We start from the raw sequence: 23,139 nt of genomic DNA on the forward strand, positions 1-23,139 counted from the left end.
ATAAGTTATGAAAACAATTACATTAACAATTGCCTTGCTGTTTAGTTTAACAGTATTTTCCCAAGGCTATAAAGGCTCTTATAGAATTAATAAAAATGTGCAACAGAACTACAGAGGATCATCGCATTTAAGTGAAGTTAAAATTGATGCTGCAAAATTAGCTATTGGAGGTATTTTAGAAGCCAGTTACGAATTTATTGGAAATGACGCCTCTGGTTACGGAGTTTCAGTACTACTAAACCCAAGAGAGAATGATGTTTATTTTGAAAAATTTTCAATTACTCCTTTTTACAGAATGTACTTTTTAAACCAACAACATTATGGTGCTAAAGGCCTATTTATTGAAGGTTTTTCTAAATTCTCATTTGGCACCGATGATGATGATTATGAATCATATAACCATAATAACGAGTACTTTGATACGGCATTAGGATTAGCCATAGGTAAAAAATGGGTGAACAATAATGGTTTTATTTTAGAAATATTTGCTGGAGGAGGAAGAACACTTGGTTTAAGCGATGTATCTCCAGAAGTTTTTTTTAGAGGAGGACTCTTTATTGGAAAAAGATTTTAAAAAAAATGCCGAGTAAAATTACTCGGCATTTTATATTTTATGTATTTGAAAATTAGTCTGCAAGAATAATAACCTTGTTTTCTTTCATTTCAATAGTTCCACTTTTAATTGGAAGTGTGTATTCTCCTTTTGTATTAGTAAACTTAGCTTCAAATTGTTTTTCTATATTAACATTTGCACCTCTAAATCTTACAGTTCCTTCAACAAGTAAAGAAACAATAGGTGCGTGATTATTTAACATTTGAAAATCGCCATTAATACCTGGAACTGCAATTAAATCAACTTCCGAATGCAATAATGTTGCTTCTGGTGATACTATTTCTAAAATCATCTTTTTTAGTTTTTAGTTTCAGTTTTTCAGTCTCAGTATTGTATACTGTAACTGTTAACAAAATACTATTTTAAGCTTCTACTAACATTTTTTCACCAGCTTCAATTGCATCTTGAATAGAACCTCTTAGGTTAAATGCAGCTTCTGGATATTTATCTAGCTCACCATTCATAATCATATTAAATCCTTTAATAGTATCTTTAATATCAACTAAAACTCCTGGAATACCCGTAAATTGTTCTGCTACGTGGAATGGTTGAGATAAGAAACGTTGTGCTCTACGTGCTCTATGTACAACTAATTTATCTTCTTCAGATAATTCTTCCATACCTAAAATAGCAATAATATCTTGTAGCTCTTTGTAACGTTGTAATAACTCTTTTACATTTTGAGCACATTCGTAATGTTCTTTTCCTAAAATATCAGCAGTTAAAATTCTTGAAGTAGAATCTAATGGATCTACCGCAGGATAAATACCTAACTCAGCAATTTTACGAGACAATACTGTTGTTGCATCTAAATGCGCAAACGTTGTTGCTGGCGCAGGATCTGTTAAATCATCTGCAGGAACGTAAACCGCTTGTACAGATGTAATAGAACCATTTTTAGTTGAAGTAATACGCTCTTGCATTGCTCCCATTTCTGTTGCTAATGTTGGTTGGTAACCTACCGCAGATGGCATACGACCTAAAAGTGCAGATACCTCAGAACCAGCTTGTGTAAAACGGAAAATATTATCCACAAAGAATAATACATCTTTTCCTTGTCCTTCACCAGCACCATCTCTAAAATATTCAGCAATTGTTAAACCAGATAAAGCAACACGTGCACGTGCTCCAGGTGGCTCATTCATTTGTCCGAATACGAAAGTAGCTTTAGATTCTTTCATTCCAGATTTATCAACTTTAGATAAATCCCATCCTCCATCTTCCATAGAGTGCATAAAATCATCACCGTATTTAATAATACCAGATTCTAACATTTCTCTTAAAAGGTCATTTCCTTCACGAGTTCTTTCTCCAACTCCAGCAAATACTGAAAGTCCACCGTGACCTTTTGCTATATTGTTAATTAACTCTTGAATTAATACAGTTTTACCTACACCGGCTCCACCAAATAATCCAATTTTACCACCTTTTGCATATGGTTCAATTAAGTCAATTACTTTAATTCCTGTAAATAAAACTTCTGTTGAAGTAGATAATTCTTCAAATTTTGGAGCTTGTCTGTGAATTGGAAGTCCATTTTCACCTTCTTTAGGTAAATCTCCTAATCCGTCAATAGCATCTCCAATAACATTAAATAAACGACCATAAATGGCATCTCCAACAGGCATTTGAATTGCATTACCTGTAGCGTAAACTGTTGTTCCTCTACTTAATCCATCGGATGAATCCATTGAGATTGTTCTAACAGTATCTTCACCAATATGAGACTGTACTTCTAATACTAAAAGTGATCCATCTTCTCTTTTAATTTCTAATGAATCGTATATTCTTGGAAGTTCTGCCCCAGATTCAAACTCAACGTCTATAACTGGACCAATAATTTGTGCAACTTTACCCGTAACCTTTGTCATTCCTTTAACTGTTTATATTTTAGATAATTAATCTTTTTAGTCAATCTTCATTTTCAAGTCGCAAAGATAGTTTTTTGATTTTTATTTAAAAAATAAAAAAAAAGTTTTTTAAAAAAAAACAAACGCCCCAAAAGATTGGGGCGTTTTAAAGGTTTTATTTTTCTATAATCACTATGGATTTATGGTCCAAGAAACAAAATATTGAGATCCAATTTTCCCATTACCCGGCGCACTAAAATACTCTTTACCTCCTAAATTAGCTGCCCCAATTTTAAAGTTAGATTTCCATTTATCAACCGTATAATTAACTTGTGCATCTATAACGGTTCTCTCTTCAATAATAGCATCTGCAATAACAGATTGCCATAAATATTCATCGCTCCATCTTATATTTAAGTTAAAACCTAAATTTTTAATTACTTCTGTATTTCCAATAGATAATTTTACTTTATGTTCTGGCGTATTAAATCCTGCTTCATAATCTGGATCAGAAGATTGATCAAAATCAAACTTAGCATAGGTATAATTTAAACCCAAATCATAATTACCATATACTCTTGAGGTTAAACCAATACTACCACCATAAGATGAAATATCTGCTGTTGAATTTGTATAGGTTTGAAATCCTTGTAAATCACCACTTCCAATTGCTTCCAACAGTAATTGTGTATTTTGATCTGTAGCTACATTAGCAGCATCAAAAGCTGTTACATCACCATATAGAGGCACTGCTACGTTTTTATTTCCAATAAAATCTTCAAACACATTATAATATGCACTTGCATCTATAGAAAATTTACCAAAAGCTGCTCTATATCCAACTTCAAAAGCAGTCACATGTTCTGGTTGCACATATTCAACAGAAGATTGTTCTATCAGTCCTGCATTTAAACCTGCAGCTTGTTCCGGAGTAGCTCCAGCTGCAATTGCAATTTGAACTGCAGTAGCAAAATTTATTAGTGATGATTCTGAAAATGCGTTATCGTAAGCTCTTGCTCCAGACAATTGAACAGTAGTGGCTCCTACTACAGCCTGTCCAATTGCGCTATTAATTTGAATTGGTGAAGATGTATATCTATCTAAGTTATCTATTGCAGATCCAACTATTAAACCTACTCCTGCATCTAAACCTGTATATAAATCTTGCGTTGTTGGATTTCTAAATCCTGTTTGAAAAGAAGCTCTTAAATTACGTGTTTTTCCTTCTCCCAAAGCATATGACATAGAAACTCTTGGCGATACATTTCCATCAAAATTTTTGGCTTTGTCATAACGCAAAGATCCAGTAAACTTTAACCTATCGTCTAAATATTTCTTTTGAATTTGAGTATAAGCTCCATATTCATTATAACGAATTGGTCCATCAGCATCTGTAAAAATAGTTCCTCCAGAATTTAAAGCATATTGCCTTAATGAACCTCCCACTTGAATATCAGCAAAATCAATTAATCCTTGAAAATTATAATTAGCATCAACATGATATAATTTAGTATTATCTTTAAATTTAGCTCCTGTTAAAAAATCTGGATCTATAACAATTTCACCCAAAGCTTTCTTAAATTCAGGAGTTCCTGGTTGTACCGTTATATTTGCATCGGCAAATTCTCTTGCTTGTGCATGTGCTATATCGCTACTTGCACCTGCCATTACACCTTGCAAATATGCACCTGTATAAGCTCCAAACCATTCTCCTGCAGTTTGCTTTGTTAAATTAACTCCTGCTAATTTTAAATCGTACGAATCACCACCATCTTCACTTGTTAAATAACCTCTTACAAAAAAGTGGTCGTTTTTAATTTCTAACTTATGCTGTTGCATAAAGAAATTATTAATATTATACCTATTTGTTCCTTGATAAATAGTATTTCCATGTCCAAATTTAGCATTATAGATCACCTCTAAATCATCTGCAAAAGGACGGTAATGTAGAGAAATATTAGTTTTAATACTTCGCGCCTTATAATCTGTTAAATCTACCTCTTTATACCCTGTTCTAGACACATTGTCTTGCGGTAAAAGCGCACTTGAACCAACAGGAAGCGCTCCAATACTTTCTAAATATTGACCAAACGAATTTAAATCACCTAATCCTGCCGAAGCCAAACTTACCTCATCTCCATAAACATTCATTCTGTCAAATGATGTTTGTCCGGTTTCTTCTATAATTGGTGTTGCAGCCCCTGTTACACTATTCTCGTGATCATAATCTCTATAATCTGTAGCATACCAATCTGTTCCTTTTAAAAAGGAAAAAGAAGCTTTAGCAGCGAATTTATCACTAAACTTATACGCCATTCTAATTCCACCATCAAAAAATCTATTATCTCCCGCAGCCTTTTGTGAGGTTATTCCTGTTTTTACATAAACACTTATACCAGGAGAATCAAAAGGATTTTTACTTGTCATAAATAAAATACCATTAAAAGCATTTGCTCCATATAATGCAGATGATGCTCCAGGTAAAAGTTCAACTGAATTTACATCTAACTCAGATAACCCTAAAAGATTCCCTAAAGCAAAATTTAATGCAGGTGAAGAATTGTCCATACCATCAACTAATTGCATAAATCTAGTGTTTGAAAAAGTAGCAAACCCTCTAGTATTAACACTTTTATTAGTTAAACTATTGGTATTAATATCAACTCCCTTTAAATTTTCTAAACCATCATAAAAAGAAGGAGAAGAAGTATTTTTAATTTCTCTAATATCCATTCTTTCAATAGTAACCGGAGATTCTAAAATACGCTCTGGAGTTCTAGAAGCAGAAACAACTACCTCGTCTAAAGCAGTAGCAGATTCTTCTAATGAAATTGTTATTTTTTGATCATTTTTAGTAATTTCAACTTTAGCTGTTGTATAGCCAATTAACGAAACTTCTAATGAAAATGGTGGGTTTTGGGTTGTATTTAATAAAAAATTCCCATCAAAATCAGTTGTAGTTCCTATAGATTTTCCAACTACTTTAATATTAGCACCTGGTATTGGCTGTCCTGTTTTTGCTTCTATTACAGAACCTGGTATTGCAGTTTGAGCAACTAAAGAAGTACCTATAAATAGTACAAGAAAAACGCTTAATAATTTCTTCATAATATCATACATAATATTGATTAACAAGAGTGCAAAATACAACTATTTCTCTATTTACGTTAAAACAAGTTACTATAAATGAATAGCACTCAATATTTAAAACGATTTATTAAGAATGTATGATATTGAATTTCATTAAGTTACATTTTTAAAAGACTATATTTAAAAAACGCTTTTTTATTTTAGGTTTGAGTATAATTTTTATAATTAAGCTTCATTATTTATTTTATTTCTATATGCTTCAAAAAAAAATTAACAAAACAATCTCTTAATCATTACAGTTGAAAAACTAAATTTAGGTTCACTTTATTTAAGCTAATATAAATAAAAAACACCTCTAAAAAACCAAACGCTTTTTAGGTGAAATTTCACTTAAAAAGCGTTTGGTATAGCTTGGTATTAAATGCTTAAATAGCTATTTTATCTTATTATGGATTTATGGTCCAAGAAGCAAAATATTGCGACCCAATTTTACCATTTCCTGGCGCACTAAAATATTCTTTACCTCCTAAATTAGCTGCCCCAATTTTAAAGGTAGATTTCCATTTATCAACCGTATAATTAACTTGTGCATCTACCACTGTTTTTGCATCAATCATTGCATCTGCAATAGAAGACTCCCACATATACTCATCATTCCAACGAATATTAACAGCAAAACCTAAATTTTCAATCAACTCGGTATTTCCAACAGAGAACTTCACTTTATTCTCTGGAGTGTTAAATCCTGCTTCATAATCTGGATCTGTAGATTGGTCAAAATCAAACTTAGCATAGGTATAGTTTAACCCAAAGCTATAATTTCCAAATAACGTAGTAGATACTCCAATACTTCCTCCGTAAGAAGCAATATCTGCTTTTGAATTGGTATAAACTTGAAATGGCTGATAATCTCCATTACTAATTGCAATTAAAGCCGCTGGAGTTGGACCTCCTAATTGAGCAGGAAGCGAAACAATATCAGACAAATCAACATTACCATAATGCGGTACAACAACCGTTTTATTACCTATAAAATCTTCATATTGATTGTAATATGCACTTGCATCTAAAGATAATTTTCCAAAACCTGCTCTATAACCTATTTCGTAAGCAGTTACTTTTTCTGGTTTTACATAATCAAAATCAGCAACTTTTAATAATCCTGGATTTACTGTTCCTTGTGCAGCACTTGCCCCAAAAGCGTAAAGAGACGTTAAAGTATAAGCATTTTCATAGGCCGATCTTCCACTTAATTGAACTGTTGATGGCATACCTATGGCTTGCGCAGTTGAACTATTTTGTAATGGACTAGATGTATATCTATCTAAATTATCTGGAGCTGAACCAACTAATATTGCTTGTCCGGCATCTAAACCAATATATTGATCTTGAGTAGTTGGATTTCTAAATCCTGTTTGAAATGAAGCCCTTAAATTTCTTGTTTTACCTTTTCCTAATGAGTATGATAATGAAATTCTTGGCGAAATATTTCCATCAAAATTCTTAGCTTTATCATAACGTATAGAACCTGTAAATTTTAATCTATCGTCTAAATATTTTTTTTGAATTTGTGTATAAGCACCATACTCATTATAATCTATAGAGCCATCGTAATCTGTAAAGATAGTTCCGCTCGAGTTTAAAGAATATTGTCTCCAAGAACCACCCACTTGTACATCTGCAAAATCAATTATTTCATGAAAATTATAGTTAGCATCTGCATGATATATTTTAGTTTTATCTTGAAATTTTGCACCAGTTGTTAAATCTGGATCTGATATAATTCGATTTAAAGCTTCTTTAAATTCTGGAGTTCCTGGTTGTAAAGTTACATTAGCATCTGCATAATGCCTTGCACTTGCGTGAGCAGCATCGTTACTTGCACCTCCTAAAACACTTTGCAAATACGCACCTGCATAAGTACCAAACCATTGTTCTGCAGTTTCTTTGGTTAAATTTATCCCTGCAAAACGCATATCATAAGAATCTCCTGCATCTTCATCGGTTAAATAACCCCTTACAAAAAAGTTATCATTTCTAACTTCAATTTTATGTTGTTGCATAAAAAAGTTATTAATATTATATCTATTTGCTCCTTGATAAATAGTATTTCCTTGCCCAAATTTAGCATTGTAGATAATTTCTAAATCATCTTCAAAAGGTCTATAGTGTAGAGCTATATCTACTTTTGCACTTTCGGCAACATAATCTGTTAAATCTCGTTCCATATAACCTGTTCTAGACACATTATCTTCTGGTAATAAAGCGCTTGCTCCTGAAGGTATTTGCCCTATAGACTCTAAATATTGACCAACACCTTTAAGATTACCAAATGGAGTTTCCGACAATTGCACCTCGTCTCCATATACATTTAATTTATCAAAAGCCGTTTCGGTTGTAACTGGTTTAATAATATCTGGATTCCCTACTCCATTATCTATATATTGATTGTAATCTGTAGCATACCATTCTGTTCCTTTTAAAAATGAAAAAGAAGCTTTCGCAGCAAATTTATCGCTAAATTTATGTGCCATTCTAATACCTACATCAACAAAATTATTATCTCCTGCATCTTTAGACGAAGTAATACCTGTTTTACCATATAAACTTACACCTTCAGAATTAAACGGATTTTTACTAGTCATAAATAAAACACCATTAAAAGCATTTGCACCATACAACGCTGAGGATGCACCTGGTAATAATTCAACTGTATTTACGTCTAATTCAGACATCCCTAAAAGATTTCCTAAATTAAAATTAAGCGCAGGAGATGCATTATCCATACCATCAACTAATTGCATAAAACGTGTATTGGCAAAAGTTGCAAAGCCTCTTGTATTTACAGATTTAAATGTTAAACTATTGGTATTAACATCTACACCTTTTAAGTTTTCTAAACCGCCATAAAATGATGGAGAGGATGTGTTTTTAATCTCTCTAGCATCCATTCTTTCAATAGTAACAGGAGATTCTAGAATACGTTCAGGAGTTCTAGAAGCAGAAACTACCACCTCATCTAAAGCTGTTGCAGATTCTTCTAACGATATTGTTAGGTTTTGATTATTTTGAGTAATTTCTATTAGGGTTAAAGTATAACCTATTAGTGAAACTTCAATTGAAAACGGAGGGTTTTGAGCTATTTTTAAAGAAAAATTTCCATCAAAGTCAGATGTAGTTCCAATAGATTTACCTACAACTTTTATATTAGCTCCTGGAATAGGTTGCCCAGATTTTGCTTCTATTACAGATCCTAAAATTGATGTTTGAGCAAACACCGAAGCCCCTAATAGCACAAAAAAAACGCTTAGTAATTTTTTCATAATATATTATTTGATTTTAGTTAATAGAATTGCAAAATACAAATATTTTTAGAATATCCTAAAAAACACAATAAAAAAATAGGTATTGCAAAAAAAATACGCTTATTTTTTACGAATATAATAGTGTGTTTTTTAGAAAAATTTCTAAATACTACCATTCTAAATTCACATTATTAAACATCACTTTTTAAAAATTTTAATTAAATAATATTTAACTATTTTTGCTGAAACTAAAAACTAACTATTATGATTAAAATGATTCACTCTTACTGGGCTTACATAGTTCTTATTGTGTTAATTTTTGCAGTTATTAATGCCTTTTTAGGCTTAAAAGCAAACAAAAAATTTGAAGCTAAAGATTTACGAATTTCATTATTTGCATTAATTGCATCTCACATTCAACTACTTATAGGTTTTGTGGCTTATTACGTATCTTCATACTACGAAACTATGAGAAGCGTCGGCATGAGTGGTGTGATGAAAAATAGTGATTTACGAAAAATTTTAATTGAACACCCTTTAGTTGGTATTATTGCTATTACTTTAATTACAATTGGATTTTCTAAACATAAAAAGAAAACTACAGATAGTGCAAAATTTAAAACAATTGCAATATTTTATGCAATTGCATTAATTTTAATATTAAGTAGAATACCTTGGGACTTGTGGTTCGCTAATTAATAAGATTTAAAGTTGTTTTAAAAGTGAATTCTTTCACTTTTAAAACAATTAATTATATTTTGAATATGAAAAAAATACTATCCTATTTTTTATCTATAATATTCTATTTTTTTTATGGAATACTCCTATTGTTTTTCCACGTATTACAGTGGATTGGTTTTAACTTTGGTAAATATAAAGGACACAAGTTTATAGTTGACATAATGAACTGCTCCCTTACTTATCTTTTGTATGTTTTAGGCACACGCATAAAATTTACAAATAAGTATAAAATCCCAAAAAACGTTCCTTTAATAGTTGTTTCCAATCACCAAAGCATGCACGATATTAGTCCTATTTCGTACTATTTAAGAAAACAACATCCAAAATTTATTTCAAAAATTGAGTTAGGAAAAGGGATTCCAAGCGTATCATATAACCTAAGACATGGAGGTTCTGTTTTAATTGATCGAAAAGACCCAAGACAATCTTTATCGGCTATTAGAGATTTTGGAAAATATATTGAAAAAAACAATTATGCAGCTGTAATTTTCCCTGAAGGAACCAGAAGTAAAAACGGTGTTCCAAGACGATTTTCAGAAAATGGCCTAAAAATGCTTACCAAATTTGCCCCTTCGGCCTATATAATTCCTGTAACTATTAACAATTGCTGGAAACTTAATAAACACGGTATGTTTCCTTTAGAAGTTGGCGTAAAAGTTACTTTTGAATTTCACGAACCAATTAAGGCAAACTCACTAAAATTTGAAGACTTATTTAAAAAAGTAGAAAGCTCCATAAAAAATTCCGTAATTTAGCGACCTACTACTAAAAAAATAAGACATGTCGTTACACAATATCCGGTTAGAGGTAATGCTAACCCTAGAAAAAAATATAGATACTTTTGTAGAAAAGTTCTTAATTACTCCAGAAAAGATTTGGCAACCAACCGATTTTTTACCAAATTCTCAAAGTGAAAAATTTATTGATGAAGTAAAAGAAATACGAGAAATCTCCAAAGAATTAAGCGATGATTTTTGGACAGTTTTAGTAGGTGATACTATTACCGAAGAAGCACTACCAACATATGAATCATGGTTATTAGACGTTGAAGGTGTATCTCAACACAACAATAATGGAGGTGATAATGGTTGGGCAAAATGGATAAGAGCCTGGACTGGTGAAGAAAACCGCCACGGAGATGTATTAAATAAATATATCTATTTATCTGGAAGAGTAAATATGCGTGAAGTAGAAATTACAACACAACATTTAATTGCTGATGGATTTGATATTGGTACAGCACGCGATCCCTACAAAAACTTTGTATACACCAGCTTTCAGGAATTAGCAACCTATATCTCTCATAATAATGTAGCAAAAATTGCCCGTAAAAACGGACATAAATTATTAGCCAAAATGTCTAAAATTATTGCTGGTGATGAAATGCGCCATCATTTAGCATATACCGAATTTGTACGTCAAATTTTTAAATGCGACCCAAGTGAAATGATGCTTGCATATCAACATATGATGAAACATAAAATTGTAATGCCAGCAATGCACTTAAGACATTCTTTTGAAGAAAAAGGAACTTTATTTGATCAATTTTCAGTAGTTGCACAACGTGTAGGCGTCTACACCGGATTTGATTATATTGATATTATTAAAAAATTAAACACAACTTGGGAAATAGATAAAATAACTGGCTTAACTGCAGAAGCTGAAAAAGCACGTGATTATTTAATGAAATTACCAGATCGTATGCATCGTATTACAGAACGTATAGTAATTCCTGATACCAAATACAACTTTAAGTGGATGAATCCATTAACTTAAACTTGCTAAATTAGTTTTATTATTCAATACATAAACAGAAATAAAAAAACCTAACTTGCTTTACACTTGTTAGGTTTTTTCAAACATTTATTCAAATAATATTATTTTTTGGCTTTTAAACACTCTTTACAAACTCCTGTTAAAATACAATTTACATTTTCAACTAAATAACCTTCAGGAATAGAAAAATTAATTTCAACATTCAAACATTCTATTCCTTTACATTTTACACAATTGAAATGCAAATGTTGATTTTCTAAAGTTTTTTTATCAGATTTTTTAGTTAAAGCAAAATACTGTTTACCATCCTCTGCAACAATTTTATGTATAACTCCATCGTCACAAAATCGATTTAAAACTCTATAAATAGTTGCTCTATTAATTGCAATATCTATTTCCTTCTCAATTGAATCTTGACTCAAGGCTTTACCTGACTTAGATAAAACAGCCAAAACAGCTTCTTTTGTAGGTGTATTTCTTCTCTTCATTGGTTAATGCAATTAATTCGCAATAAACTACAGCAATATTATAAAAAAATAATACATTTGCAAAATATATAAACACAATAGTATTACATTTGTTGCGTTTTTTTAATAAAGTAAGACAGGTTTCATTCTTAATGAGAGCAAATTTAAAAAATAGTATTACATATCTATTCTTAGTTCTTTTTATTTCAATAAAAATGACCGGGATTCATGCGTTGTTACACAACGACGATGATGAGCATGCTTTACACTGTGTTATTTGCGAAAATGCGATTACACATAATTTAACACCTGCAATTACACCAGATTCAGAAGATTTTACAATTGAAAATATTGAATTTGTTACTCCTAAAAACTTAATTAAACACTATAGTTTTATTAGTTTAACTACAATTGAATCTAATCAGTTATTTTCGCGGCCTCCGCCTTCATTACTTTAATTACCGTTATACATCAATTTAAAATTTTAACTTTTTAAATTCTTAGGCTATTTATTTAATTGCCTAAAAAATAATTTATGTAAGCAATTTTAAAACAATAGACTAAACACAAGCATTAATTTATTGTTGAATACTACTTAAAAAGTTAATTAAAATAAATTCATGTATAGATTTATTGATGTTTTTTTCAATAATAATTATCAAATCATTTAGTATTAAATTATGCTTCAAAAAACACTTAGTATATTGCTATGTTTTAGCTTATACACTTTAACATTTGCCCAAAACACTTTTCAAATAAAAGGATTTGTGGCAGATGCAAACAGCTTACAACCTATAGAAGGTGCTAATATTATTAGCAATAATTTATATGCTATTACGTCTTCAGAAGGAGTATTTACAATAAAAAACATAGCTAAAAAAACCTATACATTTACAGTATCGTGCATAGGTTATAAGTCTAAAACATTTACAGTAAATGCAACACCAAAAATGGAAGCTATCACGGTTTATTTAACCGAATCTGCAACCGAGCTTAACGAAATTGAAGTTCAAGGAAAAACTAAAAAAAGAGAGCTCCAAGAATCTCCTACAGTTTCATACGTAGTTTCTGAAGAGTTTCTTAATAAAAATAGAGAAAATAGCCTTATGCAAACTCTAAGTAAAATTCCTGGAGTAAGCACTATAAGTATCGGTTCTGGCCAATCTAAACCTGTAATTAGAGGTTTAGGATTTAATAGAGTAGTGGTTGTTCAAAACGGTATAAAGCACGAAGCACAACAATGGGGAAGTGATCACGGCTTAGAAATAGATCAATATGGAATTGAAAATATTCAAATTATTAAAGGTGCAGCATCTCTACTTTATGGCTCCGATGCAATTGCTGGTGTTGTAGACATTCAACCTACAAAAACACCTCTTAAAAATTCTTTTAACGGAGAAGTAAATCTTTTAGGAGAAAGCAATAATGATTTATTAGGTATTTCTGCAGGTATTCAATCACGAAAAGATTCTTGGTTTTATCGTGGAAGACTAACTTATAGAGATTATGGAGATTATAAAGTTCCAACCGATAAAATTAATTATGAAAACTATATTTTTGAACTTGATGATAATAATTTAAGAAATACAGCCGGAAAAGAAGCAAATGCAAGCTTTAGTATTGGTTATATTTCTGACAATATAAAATCTGAAACCTTTTTAAGTAATGTAAATGCTAAAAACGGTTTCTTTGCTAATGCCCATGGACTTGAAGTTAGATCATCTACCATAGATTATGACAGTTCTAATAGAGATATTGATTATCCTTATCATACGGTTAATCATTTTAAAGTTACCAACAACACCTCTATAATTCTAAACAACCACACGCTTCATTTAGATTTAGGTTTTCAGAACAATCACAGAGAAGAACATTCAGAACCATCAGCACATGGATATATGCCAAAACCAACGAATACTAAAGAACGTGAATTTGATAAAAACACCTATGCTTTAAACATTAGAGATGCCTTTAGTCCAAATAATCAACACGATATTGTTGCAGGTATAAATGTAGAATTTCAAAACAACAACATTGGAGGCTGGGGATTTTTAATTCCAAAATACAACCGCTTTACAATTGGAGCATTTGCTTATGACCAATTTGAAATTAATTCTAATTTACATTTTCTAGCAGGTATCCGTTACGATTATGGAGTACTTAACACCAAATCGTATTTCGATTGGTATCAGTCTAAAGTAGATAATAGTGACGGTTCTACATCAAATGTATACCTACAAAGAGCGCAAAATAAAACCTTAGATTTTGGTAATATTAGTGCTTCAATGGGCTTAAGTTATTTACAGAACAATACCACTTATAAAATAAATGTAGGTAAGAGTTTTAGAATGCCTTTATCTAATGAATTAGCTTCAGATGGTGTTAACTACCATATGTATCGTTTTGAAAAAGGAAATCTAAATTTAGACCCTGAAGAATCGTACCAACTAGACATAGATATTGACCATACAACCGAATTATTTAGTATTGGAGTAAGTCCTTTTGTAAACTTTTTTGAAAACTATATTTACTTAAACCCTACTTCAAACTATTATGAAACCCTTCAAATTTATGAATACACACAAAGTAAAGTATTTAGAATGGGAGGAGAATTTAGAGCTAGTTCAACAATAACTAAAAATTTACAATTAAATCTGTCTGCAGAATACGTGTATTCTAATCAAACTAATGGAGCTAAAGAAGGTTTTACACTTCCTTTTTCACCTCCATTATCAGGTCTATTTACAATAAATTATCAACTTAAAGACTTTTATTTTTTAAACAAACCTCAGTTAAGTGCTAGTTATAAAATTGCAGCATCTCAAAGTGAAATTGTACCACCAGAAGAAAAAACAGATGGTTATCAAGTACTAAATATGTCTTTAGTTACAGAAATGGACCTTATAAAAAACAATGCACCTGTAGCAATGCGTATAAAATTAAACAATGTATTTAATACTAAATATTTTGATCATACCAGCTTTTACCGTTTAATAGACGTACCAGAAGCAGGTAGAAATTTATCAATATCATTAACAATACCTTTTTAAATAATAAAACAAACAATTAAAATTAAAATTAAAAACAAATTTTATGAAATCAAATTACAAATTAATAGCAATTTTTGCTTTTCTTGGACTCTTTTTACAATCTTGTGATGACGATGACGATCCAATATTAAACGCACCAACAATTTCAAACTTTGAATATGGTGAAGGAAGTGAGCACTCAACAGACCAATTTGCTTTTAAAGGGTCTGACATTCATATTGAAGCTGAAATTAATGCAGATGCTTTAGTTAGTAGCATTACACTTGCTATACACACACACGATATAGAACCAGGTGAAAATGAAGTAGATTGGGATTTTGAACAAACATTTACAGATACAAATTACCTAGTTTTAAACCCAACTTTTCACGAACATATTGATGTTCCAACAAACATTCCTTCTGGTGAATACCATGTTGAATTAATTGTTGTTGATGAACTAGGAAATAGCACAGAGGTTGAAGGATATATTCAAATAATAGATTATATTACTTTAAGTGAATTTTCTATAGATGAAACAGCTGCTAGAGGAGATGATTTTCACGCAGAATTTATGATAGATGCTGTTAACGGTATCCACAGTATTACTGTTGATGTACACGCACATGACATTACTGTTGGAGAAGGTGAAGTAGAATTTGATTATGAGGAAGAATTTTTAGGTGACTACCACGAACAAACTTCTGTAGAATTTCATGAGCATATTGATGTTCCTGCTACTGCACCTGTAGGTGAATACCATATTACTTTTACAGTTGAAGATGAAGATGGAAATACAAAAGAATATGAAACACATATAGATATTACCGAATAATAAAATAACTTTACCGCATAGAATACACATATACTGTGCGGTTTTAAACTTTATAAAATGAAATTTACACTAAAATATTTTTACTTTATAACCCTTTCCCTACTTATGTTATCTTGCTCTGATGACGATAGCGTTGATAAAGATGACCAAAAACCAACTATAAGCATCAATTATTCAGACGGTTTTCCTCAAGCTTGTGAGCAACTTGTAAAGGGACAAACTTATACTTTTAAAGCAAAAGTTACAGACAATAAAGCTTTAGCCTCTTATAGTTTAGATATCCATAATAATTTTGACCAACACACCCATGATGATCAAGGAGAAGTATGTGATTTAGACCCTATAAAAGAAGCTATTAATCCTTTAATATTTATGGAAAACTATAGCATAGAAGGGGAATTAACTACCTATGAAATAAATATTAGCATAACAATTCCAAATGATATAGATACTGGAGATTATCATTGCTCTTATTCTGTAACAGATACAACAGGTTGGCAAAGTAACACATCTATTGATATTAAAATTATTGAATAAAAAACTAACAATAGATATACATTTTTATAGTTAAATATTTTTTTGATATTTCTAATAGTGCCAATATTTATTATTGGCACTATTTTTTTAGCTCATTTAATTTTCACTAAAAAATATTAAAACTATCCTTATCTCTTAAAAAATTAAATTTGTTTCTAGTTTTATCTAAACTATTTTTTTCTAAAGTAACAATTAAAATGGCTTCATTACATGCTGTTGTTTCAACTATTTGAGCCCCCAAATAATCAAATGCAGATGTGTGCCCATTGTATTCAAAATTACTAGCATCTACACCTACTCTATTTACACCAATTGTATAACACATATTTTCAATAGCACGCGCTTTTAACAAGCTATCCCAAGCTAAAATCCTACGTTTAGGCCAATTTGCAACATACAATAAAACATCATAATTTTCCACATTTCTAGCCCAAACAGGAAAACGCAAATCGTAACAAACTTGTGGACAAATTTTCCAACCTTTATAATCAATAATTAGTTTTTCTGTTCCAGCTGTATATACCTTTTCTTCTCCAGCTAAGGTAAATAAATGGCGTTTATCATACTTTTCAATTTCTCCAGAAGGTTTAACAAATACAAACCTATTGTAATAATTATTATTTTGAGATATAATTAAACTTCCACAAATGGCGGTATTTTTTTCTGAAGCCATTTTTTGCATCCATTTTACGGTTTCTCCTTGCATTGATTCTGCATTGGGTGCTGCTTGCATACTAAATCCAGTTGAAAACATTTCAGGCAAAACAATTACATCAACTGTTTCAGAGATTTCTTGTATTTTTTCTGAATAATTAATCCTATTTTGCTTTGCATTTTGCCAAACAATATCTACTTGTAATAAAGCTAATTTTAAATGTTGCATATTATTTCTGCTGCTTTTTTTAAGGTTTCATCGGTTTTAGCAAAACAAAACCGCAATACTTTAGTATTTAATTGTTGTTCATTAAAAACCGATATTGGAATACTCGCTAATTTATACTCTTTAGTTAATCGAATTGCAAAATCAACATCGTTTTCTTCAGTAATATTTTTAAAATTTAACAATTGAAAATATGTACCTTTTGAAGGTGTAAATTCAAATCTAGAGTCTTTAATTAAACTTAAAAATAAATCTCGTTTATGTTGATAAAAATCATTCAATTTTAAATAATGTTCGGGTGTTTTTAAATATTCAGCAAATGCTTCTTGAATTGGATGATTGACGCTAAACACATTAAACTGATGTACTTTTCTAAATTCCGTCATTAGTTCTTTTGGAGCCAAGCAATACCCTACTTTCCAACCTGTATTATGAAACATTTTTCCGAATGAGGCAACAATAAAAGCTCTTCCAGCCAATACAGGATATAAAACTGCAGACTGATGAAACTCTCCATCAAAAATTATATGCTCGTAAACCTCATCACTTAACAATAAAATATTGGTGTCTTTTAAAATATTTTCTAATTGTAACATATCAAATGCCGATAAAATTCTACCTGAAGGATTATGAGGCGTATTTATAATTATCATTCTAGTTTTATCAGTAATTAGGTTTTTTACCAATTTCCAATCAATTTTAAAATCTTCTGGATTTAATTGAACAGGAATCACTTTTCCTCCAAAAAGTTGAATAGTTGGCTCGTAACAATCGTACGCCGGTTTAAAAATCACTACCTCGTCATCTTTTTTAATAGTAGCAGCTATTGCTGTAAAAATGGCTTGTGTTGCTCCTGCAGTTACAGTAATTTCCGTTTCTGGGTTATAAGAAACACCGTACAAATGCTCTATTTTATTAGTAATTTCTTTTCGTAAACTAAAAACACCAGGCATTGGAGCATATTGATTTTTACCATTTAACATTGCTTTATACACCAATTCAATTGAATTTTTATCACTCTCAAAATCGGGAAAACCTTGCGATAAATTCAGGGCATTTTCTTTAAGAGCCAAAGCACTCATTACAGAAAAAATAGATGTTGGAATTTCTGGTAGTTTAGATTGAAATGAATATCTGTATATTGGCATTATAGTTAGATTTAAAATTTAAATTTACTAAATCTTATTTTTATTAAATAGAAAGATCTTGTTTAAAAACTTAAATATTTTGAAGGTATATTTATTTTTAAATTCGATTAAAGTTTTGCTGTTGGTGAAAACACCAACAATAGCTAAAACACCGATATTGACTCAATATTTCACTAATTTTTACGACCTTGCAAATTTAAATTCAATAAGCAATGAAATCCTTAAAATCTTTTTGGAAGAAAAATTCTATTTATTTTGTAGATATTTGGCAATACTTAATCATTATTGTAATTTTTATAATTGCTGGTATTATTTATTTAATAATCAATTAAGCCGTAAATATTCTTTTTTTAGATATTACGATCCTTAAACAAATTCAGTACAACACTAGCTCTTTTACTCTGAAGAATATTCTAAAATATCTGCTGGCTGACATGCTAACTCTTTACAAATTGCTTCTAAGGTAGAAAAACGTATTGCTTTTGCTTTACCAGATTTTAAAATAGAAAGGTTTGCAGGCGTAATTCCTATTTTTTCAGCCAACTCTATACTTTTCATTTTTCGAGTAGCAAGCATAATGTCTAAATTTACAATAATAGGCATACTTATATAGTTAGTTCGTTTTCTTCTTTTAATTTTTTTGACATTTTAAAAGTTTCACTTAAAATTATAAAGAAAAACCCTAAACAGAGCATTAATAAATTTGAGCTAAAACCAATTTCCAAATGTATTGTTTGTGAATAAAAAAAATCATATATAAATGATAAAACACCAGAGGCTATTCCCGAAATTATTAACAAATATCCAATTTTATTAAAATTTACAATAACTATTTCATCAAATATTTTTAGCCTTTGAAAACTAAGAAGTATACTCTTAAACAAGTAAATGCAATAGATTAATAAAATATAAATAAGTAACATTGCACTTAAAATAAACTTACTGATAAGGCTTGTTTCATTAATCTCTAATCCGTTTATTTTTATATTAAAAATACTAATATCATCACTTATAAAAATAAACACAGACATAAAAAGTATTAATGGAACAGAAAACATTGATAAGATCCACAAAATGTCTACAATAGTTTTTAAGATGTTTAGCTTTTTCATATTATATTTTTAGTAGTACAAATATAATAAATTATTGTTAAACGATAATAACTTGTCTTAAAAAAATAAAAAACCTGTTTTATTTCTAAAACAGGTTTTAATTGAATTTCTATATTTTAAACTCTAAATAATACTATATACTAGCTTTTAAATATTCACGATTCATACGTGCAATATTATCTAGTGAAATTCCTTTAGGACATTCCACTTCACAAGCTCCAGTATTGGTACAGTTACCAAAACCTTCAGCATCCATTTGAGCTACCATATTTCTAACACGGTCTGCAGCTTCAACTTTACCTTGTGGTAATAATGCAAACTGAGATACTTTTGCAGAAACAAATAACATAGCACTTGAGTTTTTACAACTTGCTACACAAGCTCCACAACCAATACAAGCAGCAGCATCCATAGATAAATCTGCATTGTGTTTAGAAATTGGAATTGCATTTGCATCTTGTGTGTTCCCAGACGTGTTTACAGATATATAACCACCTGCTTGTTGGATACGCTCAAAAGCATTACGATCTACAATTAAATCTTTAATTACAGGGAATGCTTTAGCTCTCCAAGGCTCGATATAGATAGTATCACCATCTTTAAAAGTTCTCATGTGTAACTGACACGTTGTAATACCTCTATCTGGTCCGTGAGGCTCACCATTTATATGCAATGAACACATTCCACAAATACCTTCTCTACAATCGTGATCAAAAGCAATTGGAACTTCATTTTTTGCAACTAAACTTTCATTCAAAACGTCCATCATTTCTAAAAACGACATATGTTCTGAAATATCGGTAACTTTATATTCGACCATTTGACCTTTCTCTTGAGGTCCTTTTTGTCTCCAAATTTTTAACGTTAAATCCATAATGTCTTTTTTATTTGTATGAACGAGTTTTTAATTCGATATCTTTAAATTCTAATTGTTCTTTATGTAAAATTGCTTCGCTTGGTTTTCCGGTATACTCCCAAGCTGCTACATACGCATAATTTTCATCATCACGTAATGCTTCACCATCTTCTGTAACATATTCTTCACGGAAATGTCCTCCACAAGATTCGTTTCTTTCTAAAGCATCTTTAGCAAATAATTCACCTAACTCTAAGAAATCAGCTACTCTACCAGCTTTTTCAAGCTCAACATTCATTTCATTTAATTCTCCTGGAACTTTTACGTTTTTCCAGAAATCTTCACGAATTTCTTGAATTTCTTTAATAGCTTCTTTTAAGTTTTTCTCATTACGAGCCATTCCTACTTTATTCCACATAACTAAACCAAGTTTTTTGTGGTAGTAATCTACAGAATGAGTTCCTTTATTATTGATAAAGAATTCTAATTTTTCTTTAATTTCTTTTTCAGCTTCATCAAATTCTTTAGTATCTGTTGGAATTTTTCCTGTTCTAATATCTTTTGATAAATAAGCTCCAATTGTATAAGGTAATACAAAATAACCATCAGCCAGGCCTTGCATTAATGCAGAAGCTCCTAAACGGTTAGCACCGTGATCGGAGAAGTTAGCCTCACCAATACAATATAAACCGTCAACAGTAGTCATTAAATTATAATCTACCCAAATACCACCCATTGTATAGTGTGTTGCTGGATAAATCATCATAGGAGTTTTATATGGATTGTCATCAACAATTTTCTCATACATTTGGAATAAGTTTCCGTATTTTTCTTCAATAACAGCCTCTCCTAATTCTGTAATTTTTTCTTTAGAAGGGTTTGATATTCCATGTATTTTTGCTTGTTCAGATCCGTAACGGTGAATTGCAGATGCAAAATCTAAATAAACAGCCTCTCCTGTTGCATTTACACCATAACCAGCATCACAACGTTCTTTAGCGGCTCTTGACGCAACATCACGTGGTACTAAGTTTCCGTAGGCAGGATATCTTCTTTCTAAATAGTAATCTCTATCTTCTTCAGCTATTTCTGTAGGTTTTAATTTACCTTGTTGAATTGCTTTTGCATCTTCAATTTTTGCAGGAACCCAAATTCTACCATCATTACGTAATGATTCTGACATTAACGTTAATTTAGATTGGTAATCACCTGAACGTGGAATACACGTTGGATGAATTTGTGTCATACAAGGATTTGCAAAAAATGCTCCTTTTTTATGAATTTTCCAAGCTGCAGTGGCATTAGATCCCATTGCATTGGTTGATAAGAAATAAACATTTCCATAACCACCTGTTGCAATAACTACTGCGTGTGCTGAATGACGTTCAATTTCTCCTGTAATTAAATTACGTGCAATAATACCTCTTGCTTTTCCGTCAATTTTTACAACATCTAACATTTCATGGCGATTGTACATGTCAATTTTTCCACGAGCAATTTGACGGTTCATTGCAGAATAACAACCTAATAATAATTGTTGTCCTGTTTGTCCTTTAGCATAAAATGTTCTTGACACTAACACACCACCAAATGAACGATTATCTAACAATCCACCATAATCACGTGCAAAAGGAACACCTTGAGCTACACACTGATCTATAATAGCTCCCGACACTTCAGCTAAACGGTAAACGTTAGCTTCACGTGAGCGATAATCTCCTCCTTTTACGGTATCATAAAATAAGCGATAATTAGAATCACCATCATTTTGATAATTTTTTGCTGCGTTAATTCCCCCTTGAGCTGCAATTGAGTGTGCTCTACGTGGAGAATCTTGATAAGCAAAAGCTTTTACGTTATATCCTAATTCTGCTAGCGAAGCCGCTGCAGAACCTCCTGCTAAACCAGTTCCAACAACAATAATATCAATATTACGTTTGTTCGCTGGATTTACAAGATCTATATTTTCTTTATAAGTTGTCCACTTATCTTTAATTGGACCTTCTGGTACTCTTGAATTTAAAGTAGTCATATTCTCTTAAGATTAATGGTTAAAATGGTGAAATAAAGCAATTATAATAAATCCTAAAGGAACTACTATTGAATAGATAACACCTAAATTCTTAACACATTTTGTGTATTTATTATTAAAACCCATTGATTGAAAAGCCGATTGGAATCCGTGTGCTAAATGTAAGCCAAGGAAAATGAATGCAACTACATATGCAGCAACTCTCCAAATTGGCACAAACTTGTGTTGTAACTCTTCGAAATAACGATAGCCTTCTTCTCCAGGAAGCACACCGCTCATATCACCTAAAATATACTTAGTGTTAATTTCTGGAATCCAAAAATCAATAAAATGTAAAACAATAAATGCTAAAATTGTAGCCCCACTGTAAATCATAGTTCTTGACACCCATGAAGAAGTTGCAGCACCATTGAATTTTGCATATTTAACATTTCTAGCACTTTTATTTCTAATTTCTAAAATGAATCCCATTACAAAGTGAAATACCACTCCAAAAATCAATATAGGTTGCATAGCAAACTGTATTAAAGGATTAGTACCCATAAAGTGTGACAAATCATTAAAAAGATCTGCACTAAATAATGAAGTAACATTTACTGCTAAATGAATAATTAGAAAAATAATTAAGAAAAGTGCCGATAATGCCATAGCTACTTTTCTTGCAATTGATGAAGATATAAATCCGCCCATTTTTATTAAATTTTTATAAGTTGCAAATATACTATTTTCATTTGATGATGAAAAATACAAAACAGTCTTCTTTGCTATTTAGAATGATTTTAAAATACATAATTATACTCAATTATTATACTAAAAAGTATGTTTTAAATAATTCTTTAAAGTTTAAAAAAACACTTTAAATCACTAT

At 30.7% G+C, this 23,139-nt stretch carries 20 protein-coding genes; 8 read left to right on the forward strand and 12 right to left on the reverse strand.

The window, feature by feature from the left end:
• The first annotated feature begins 7 nt into the window (after window positions 1–7).
• Window positions 8–574, forward strand: a complete 567-nt coding sequence (locus tag MHL31_RS09360) for a hypothetical protein (protein WP_240225689.1) — start codon at window positions 8–10, stop codon at window positions 572–574.
• Window positions 575–626: 52 nt separating this feature from the next.
• Here the strand turns inward: MHL31_RS09360 and MHL31_RS09365 are convergent, their stop codons facing one another.
• The 4 genes from MHL31_RS09365 to MHL31_RS09380 form a co-directional block, all read right to left on the reverse strand.
• On the reverse strand, window positions 627–905 hold the full coding sequence (locus MHL31_RS09365) for a F0F1 ATP synthase subunit epsilon (RefSeq protein ID WP_240225690.1): 279 nt from the start codon (window positions 903–905) through the stop codon (window positions 627–629).
• A 70-nt stretch (window positions 906–975) separates the two neighbouring features.
• Window positions 976–2,484: a F0F1 ATP synthase subunit beta gene (atpD, locus tag MHL31_RS09370; protein ID WP_240225691.1), complete on the reverse strand. Its 1,509-nt coding sequence runs from the start codon at window positions 2,482–2,484 to the stop codon at window positions 976–978.
• Between the two features lie 171 nt (window positions 2,485–2,655).
• Window positions 2,656–5,571 carry a TonB-dependent receptor domain-containing protein gene (locus tag MHL31_RS09375; protein WP_240225692.1) on the reverse strand — a complete coding sequence of 972 codons (2,916 nt, stop codon included), beginning with the start codon at window positions 5,569–5,571 and terminating at the stop codon, window positions 2,656–2,658.
• Window positions 5,572–5,999: 428 nt separating this feature from the next.
• Window positions 6,000–8,876, reverse strand: a complete 2,877-nt coding sequence (locus tag MHL31_RS09380) for a TonB-dependent receptor domain-containing protein (protein ID WP_240225693.1) — start codon at window positions 8,874–8,876, stop codon at window positions 6,000–6,002.
• A 246-nt stretch (window positions 8,877–9,122) separates the two neighbouring features.
• Here MHL31_RS09380 and MHL31_RS09385 point away from each other — a divergent pair, with 246 nt between their 5' ends.
• The 3 genes from MHL31_RS09385 (at window position 9,123) to MHL31_RS09395 (ending at window position 11,375) form a co-directional block, all read left to right on the forward strand.
• A complete protein-coding gene (locus tag MHL31_RS09385) occupies window positions 9,123–9,557 on the forward strand; it encodes a hypothetical protein (RefSeq protein ID WP_240225694.1) in 435 nt (144 codons plus the stop codon).
• 203 nt (window positions 9,558–9,760) lie between these two features.
• Complete coding sequence (locus tag MHL31_RS09390; protein ID WP_371824116.1) at window positions 9,761–10,354, forward strand: lysophospholipid acyltransferase family protein; 594 nt, start codon at window positions 9,761–9,763, stop codon at window positions 10,352–10,354.
• A gap of 25 nt (window positions 10,355–10,379) precedes the next feature.
• Entirely contained in the window at window positions 10,380–11,375 is a 996-nt protein-coding gene (locus MHL31_RS09395) for an acyl-ACP desaturase (protein WP_240225696.1), read from the forward strand.
• Between the two features lie 101 nt (window positions 11,376–11,476).
• Here the strand turns inward: MHL31_RS09395 and MHL31_RS09400 are convergent, their stop codons facing one another.
• Window positions 11,477–11,863 carry a Fur family transcriptional regulator gene (locus tag MHL31_RS09400; protein WP_240225697.1) on the reverse strand — a complete coding sequence of 129 codons (387 nt, stop codon included), beginning with the start codon at window positions 11,861–11,863 and terminating at the stop codon, window positions 11,477–11,479.
• Window positions 11,864–11,994: 131 nt separating this feature from the next.
• On the opposite strand from MHL31_RS09400, the gene MHL31_RS09405 reads away from it, so the two are divergent.
• The 4 genes from MHL31_RS09405 (at window position 11,995) to MHL31_RS09420 (ending at window position 16,243) form a co-directional block, all read left to right on the forward strand.
• The gene (locus MHL31_RS09405; protein ID WP_240225698.1) at window positions 11,995–12,300 is read left to right on the forward strand and encodes a hypothetical protein; all 306 of its coding nucleotides are present in this window, start codon (window positions 11,995–11,997) and stop codon (window positions 12,298–12,300) included.
• A gap of 222 nt (window positions 12,301–12,522) precedes the next feature.
• Window positions 12,523–14,892, forward strand: a complete 2,370-nt coding sequence (locus MHL31_RS09410) for a TonB-dependent receptor (RefSeq protein WP_240225699.1) — start codon at window positions 12,523–12,525, stop codon at window positions 14,890–14,892.
• A 43-nt stretch (window positions 14,893–14,935) separates the two neighbouring features.
• Window positions 14,936–15,706, forward strand: coding sequence for a DUF4625 domain-containing protein (locus MHL31_RS09415; protein ID WP_240225700.1), 771 nt, complete (start codon window positions 14,936–14,938; stop codon window positions 15,704–15,706).
• A gap of 57 nt (window positions 15,707–15,763) precedes the next feature.
• Window positions 15,764–16,243, forward strand: a complete 480-nt coding sequence (locus tag MHL31_RS09420) for a DUF4625 domain-containing protein (protein ID WP_240225701.1) — start codon at window positions 15,764–15,766, stop codon at window positions 16,241–16,243.
• Window positions 16,244–16,349: 106 nt separating this feature from the next.
• Here the strand turns inward: MHL31_RS09420 and MHL31_RS09425 are convergent, their stop codons facing one another.
• The 7 genes from MHL31_RS09425 to MHL31_RS09455 form a co-directional block, all read right to left on the reverse strand.
• Entirely contained in the window at window positions 16,350–17,126 is a 777-nt protein-coding gene (locus tag MHL31_RS09425) for an amidohydrolase (protein WP_240225702.1), read from the reverse strand.
• The gene (locus MHL31_RS09430) at window positions 17,114–18,271 is read right to left on the reverse strand and encodes a methionine aminotransferase (protein ID WP_240225703.1); all 1,158 of its coding nucleotides are present in this window, start codon (window positions 18,269–18,271) and stop codon (window positions 17,114–17,116) included. The genes MHL31_RS09425 and MHL31_RS09430 overlap by 13 nt, the downstream gene beginning before the upstream one ends.
• A gap of 396 nt (window positions 18,272–18,667) precedes the next feature.
• Window positions 18,668–18,874, reverse strand: coding sequence for a helix-turn-helix transcriptional regulator (locus MHL31_RS09435; protein WP_240225704.1), 207 nt, complete (start codon window positions 18,872–18,874; stop codon window positions 18,668–18,670).
• Between the two features lie 2 nt (window positions 18,875–18,876).
• Window positions 18,877–19,383: a DUF2975 domain-containing protein gene (locus MHL31_RS09440; RefSeq protein WP_240225705.1), complete on the reverse strand. Its 507-nt coding sequence runs from the start codon at window positions 19,381–19,383 to the stop codon at window positions 18,877–18,879.
• A gap of 133 nt (window positions 19,384–19,516) precedes the next feature.
• On the reverse strand, window positions 19,517–20,257 hold the full coding sequence (locus MHL31_RS09445; protein ID WP_240225706.1) for a succinate dehydrogenase/fumarate reductase iron-sulfur subunit: 741 nt from the start codon (window positions 20,255–20,257) through the stop codon (window positions 19,517–19,519).
• A gap of 10 nt (window positions 20,258–20,267) precedes the next feature.
• A complete protein-coding gene (locus MHL31_RS09450; RefSeq protein WP_240225707.1) occupies window positions 20,268–22,271 on the reverse strand; it encodes a fumarate reductase/succinate dehydrogenase flavoprotein subunit in 2,004 nt (667 codons plus the stop codon).
• Window positions 22,272–22,283: 12 nt separating this feature from the next.
• The gene (locus MHL31_RS09455) at window positions 22,284–22,961 is read right to left on the reverse strand and encodes a succinate dehydrogenase cytochrome b subunit (RefSeq protein WP_240225708.1); all 678 of its coding nucleotides are present in this window, start codon (window positions 22,959–22,961) and stop codon (window positions 22,284–22,286) included.
• Window positions 22,962–23,139 lie beyond the last annotated feature (178 nt).

This window comes from Lutibacter sp. A80, assembly GCF_022429645.1.
Classification (GTDB): domain Bacteria; phylum Bacteroidota; class Bacteroidia; order Flavobacteriales; family Flavobacteriaceae; genus Lutibacter.

What these genes read in the sequence shown, in the direction of transcription:
- MHL31_RS09445 (WP_240225706.1), bottom strand. Translation starts at nt 20,257, where the DNA reads ATGGATTTAACGTTAAAAATTTGGAGACAAAAAGGACCTCAAGAGAAA.
- atpD (WP_240225691.1), bottom strand. Translation starts at nt 2,484, where the DNA reads ATGACAAAGGTTACGGGTAAAGTTGCACAAATTATTGGTCCAGTTATA.
- MHL31_RS09400 (WP_240225697.1), bottom strand. Translation starts at nt 11,863, where the DNA reads ATGAAGAGAAGAAATACACCTACAAAAGAAGCTGTTTTGGCTGTTTTA.
- MHL31_RS09390 (WP_371824116.1), top strand. Translation starts at nt 9,761, where the DNA reads ATGAACTGCTCCCTTACTTATCTTTTGTATGTTTTAGGCACACGCATA.
- MHL31_RS09440 (WP_240225705.1), bottom strand. Translation starts at nt 19,383, where the DNA reads ATGAAAAAGCTAAACATCTTAAAAACTATTGTAGACATTTTGTGGATC.
- MHL31_RS09415 (WP_240225700.1), top strand. Translation starts at nt 14,936, where the DNA reads ATGAAATCAAATTACAAATTAATAGCAATTTTTGCTTTTCTTGGACTC.
- MHL31_RS09430 (WP_240225703.1), bottom strand. Translation starts at nt 18,271, where the DNA reads ATGCCAATATACAGATATTCATTTCAATCTAAACTACCAGAAATTCCA.
- MHL31_RS09455 (WP_240225708.1), bottom strand. Translation starts at nt 22,961, where the DNA reads ATGGGCGGATTTATATCTTCATCAATTGCAAGAAAAGTAGCTATGGCA.
- MHL31_RS09395 (WP_240225696.1), top strand. Translation starts at nt 10,380, where the DNA reads ATGTCGTTACACAATATCCGGTTAGAGGTAATGCTAACCCTAGAAAAA.
- MHL31_RS09425 (WP_240225702.1), bottom strand. Translation starts at nt 17,126, where the DNA reads ATGCAACATTTAAAATTAGCTTTATTACAAGTAGATATTGTTTGGCAA.
- MHL31_RS09380 (WP_240225693.1), bottom strand. Translation starts at nt 8,876, where the DNA reads ATGAAAAAATTACTAAGCGTTTTTTTTGTGCTATTAGGGGCTTCGGTG.
- MHL31_RS09435 (WP_240225704.1), bottom strand. Translation starts at nt 18,874, where the DNA reads ATGCCTATTATTGTAAATTTAGACATTATGCTTGCTACTCGAAAAATG.
- MHL31_RS09420 (WP_240225701.1), top strand. Translation starts at nt 15,764, where the DNA reads ATGAAATTTACACTAAAATATTTTTACTTTATAACCCTTTCCCTACTT.
- MHL31_RS09360 (WP_240225689.1), top strand. Translation starts at nt 8, where the DNA reads ATGAAAACAATTACATTAACAATTGCCTTGCTGTTTAGTTTAACAGTA.
- MHL31_RS09410 (WP_240225699.1), top strand. Translation starts at nt 12,523, where the DNA reads ATGCTTCAAAAAACACTTAGTATATTGCTATGTTTTAGCTTATACACT.
- MHL31_RS09405 (WP_240225698.1), top strand. Translation starts at nt 11,995, where the DNA reads ATGAGAGCAAATTTAAAAAATAGTATTACATATCTATTCTTAGTTCTT.
- MHL31_RS09450 (WP_240225707.1), bottom strand. Translation starts at nt 22,271, where the DNA reads ATGACTACTTTAAATTCAAGAGTACCAGAAGGTCCAATTAAAGATAAG.
- MHL31_RS09375 (WP_240225692.1), bottom strand. Translation starts at nt 5,571, where the DNA reads ATGAAGAAATTATTAAGCGTTTTTCTTGTACTATTTATAGGTACTTCT.
- MHL31_RS09385 (WP_240225694.1), top strand. Translation starts at nt 9,123, where the DNA reads ATGATTAAAATGATTCACTCTTACTGGGCTTACATAGTTCTTATTGTG.
- MHL31_RS09365 (WP_240225690.1), bottom strand. Translation starts at nt 905, where the DNA reads ATGATTTTAGAAATAGTATCACCAGAAGCAACATTATTGCATTCGGAA.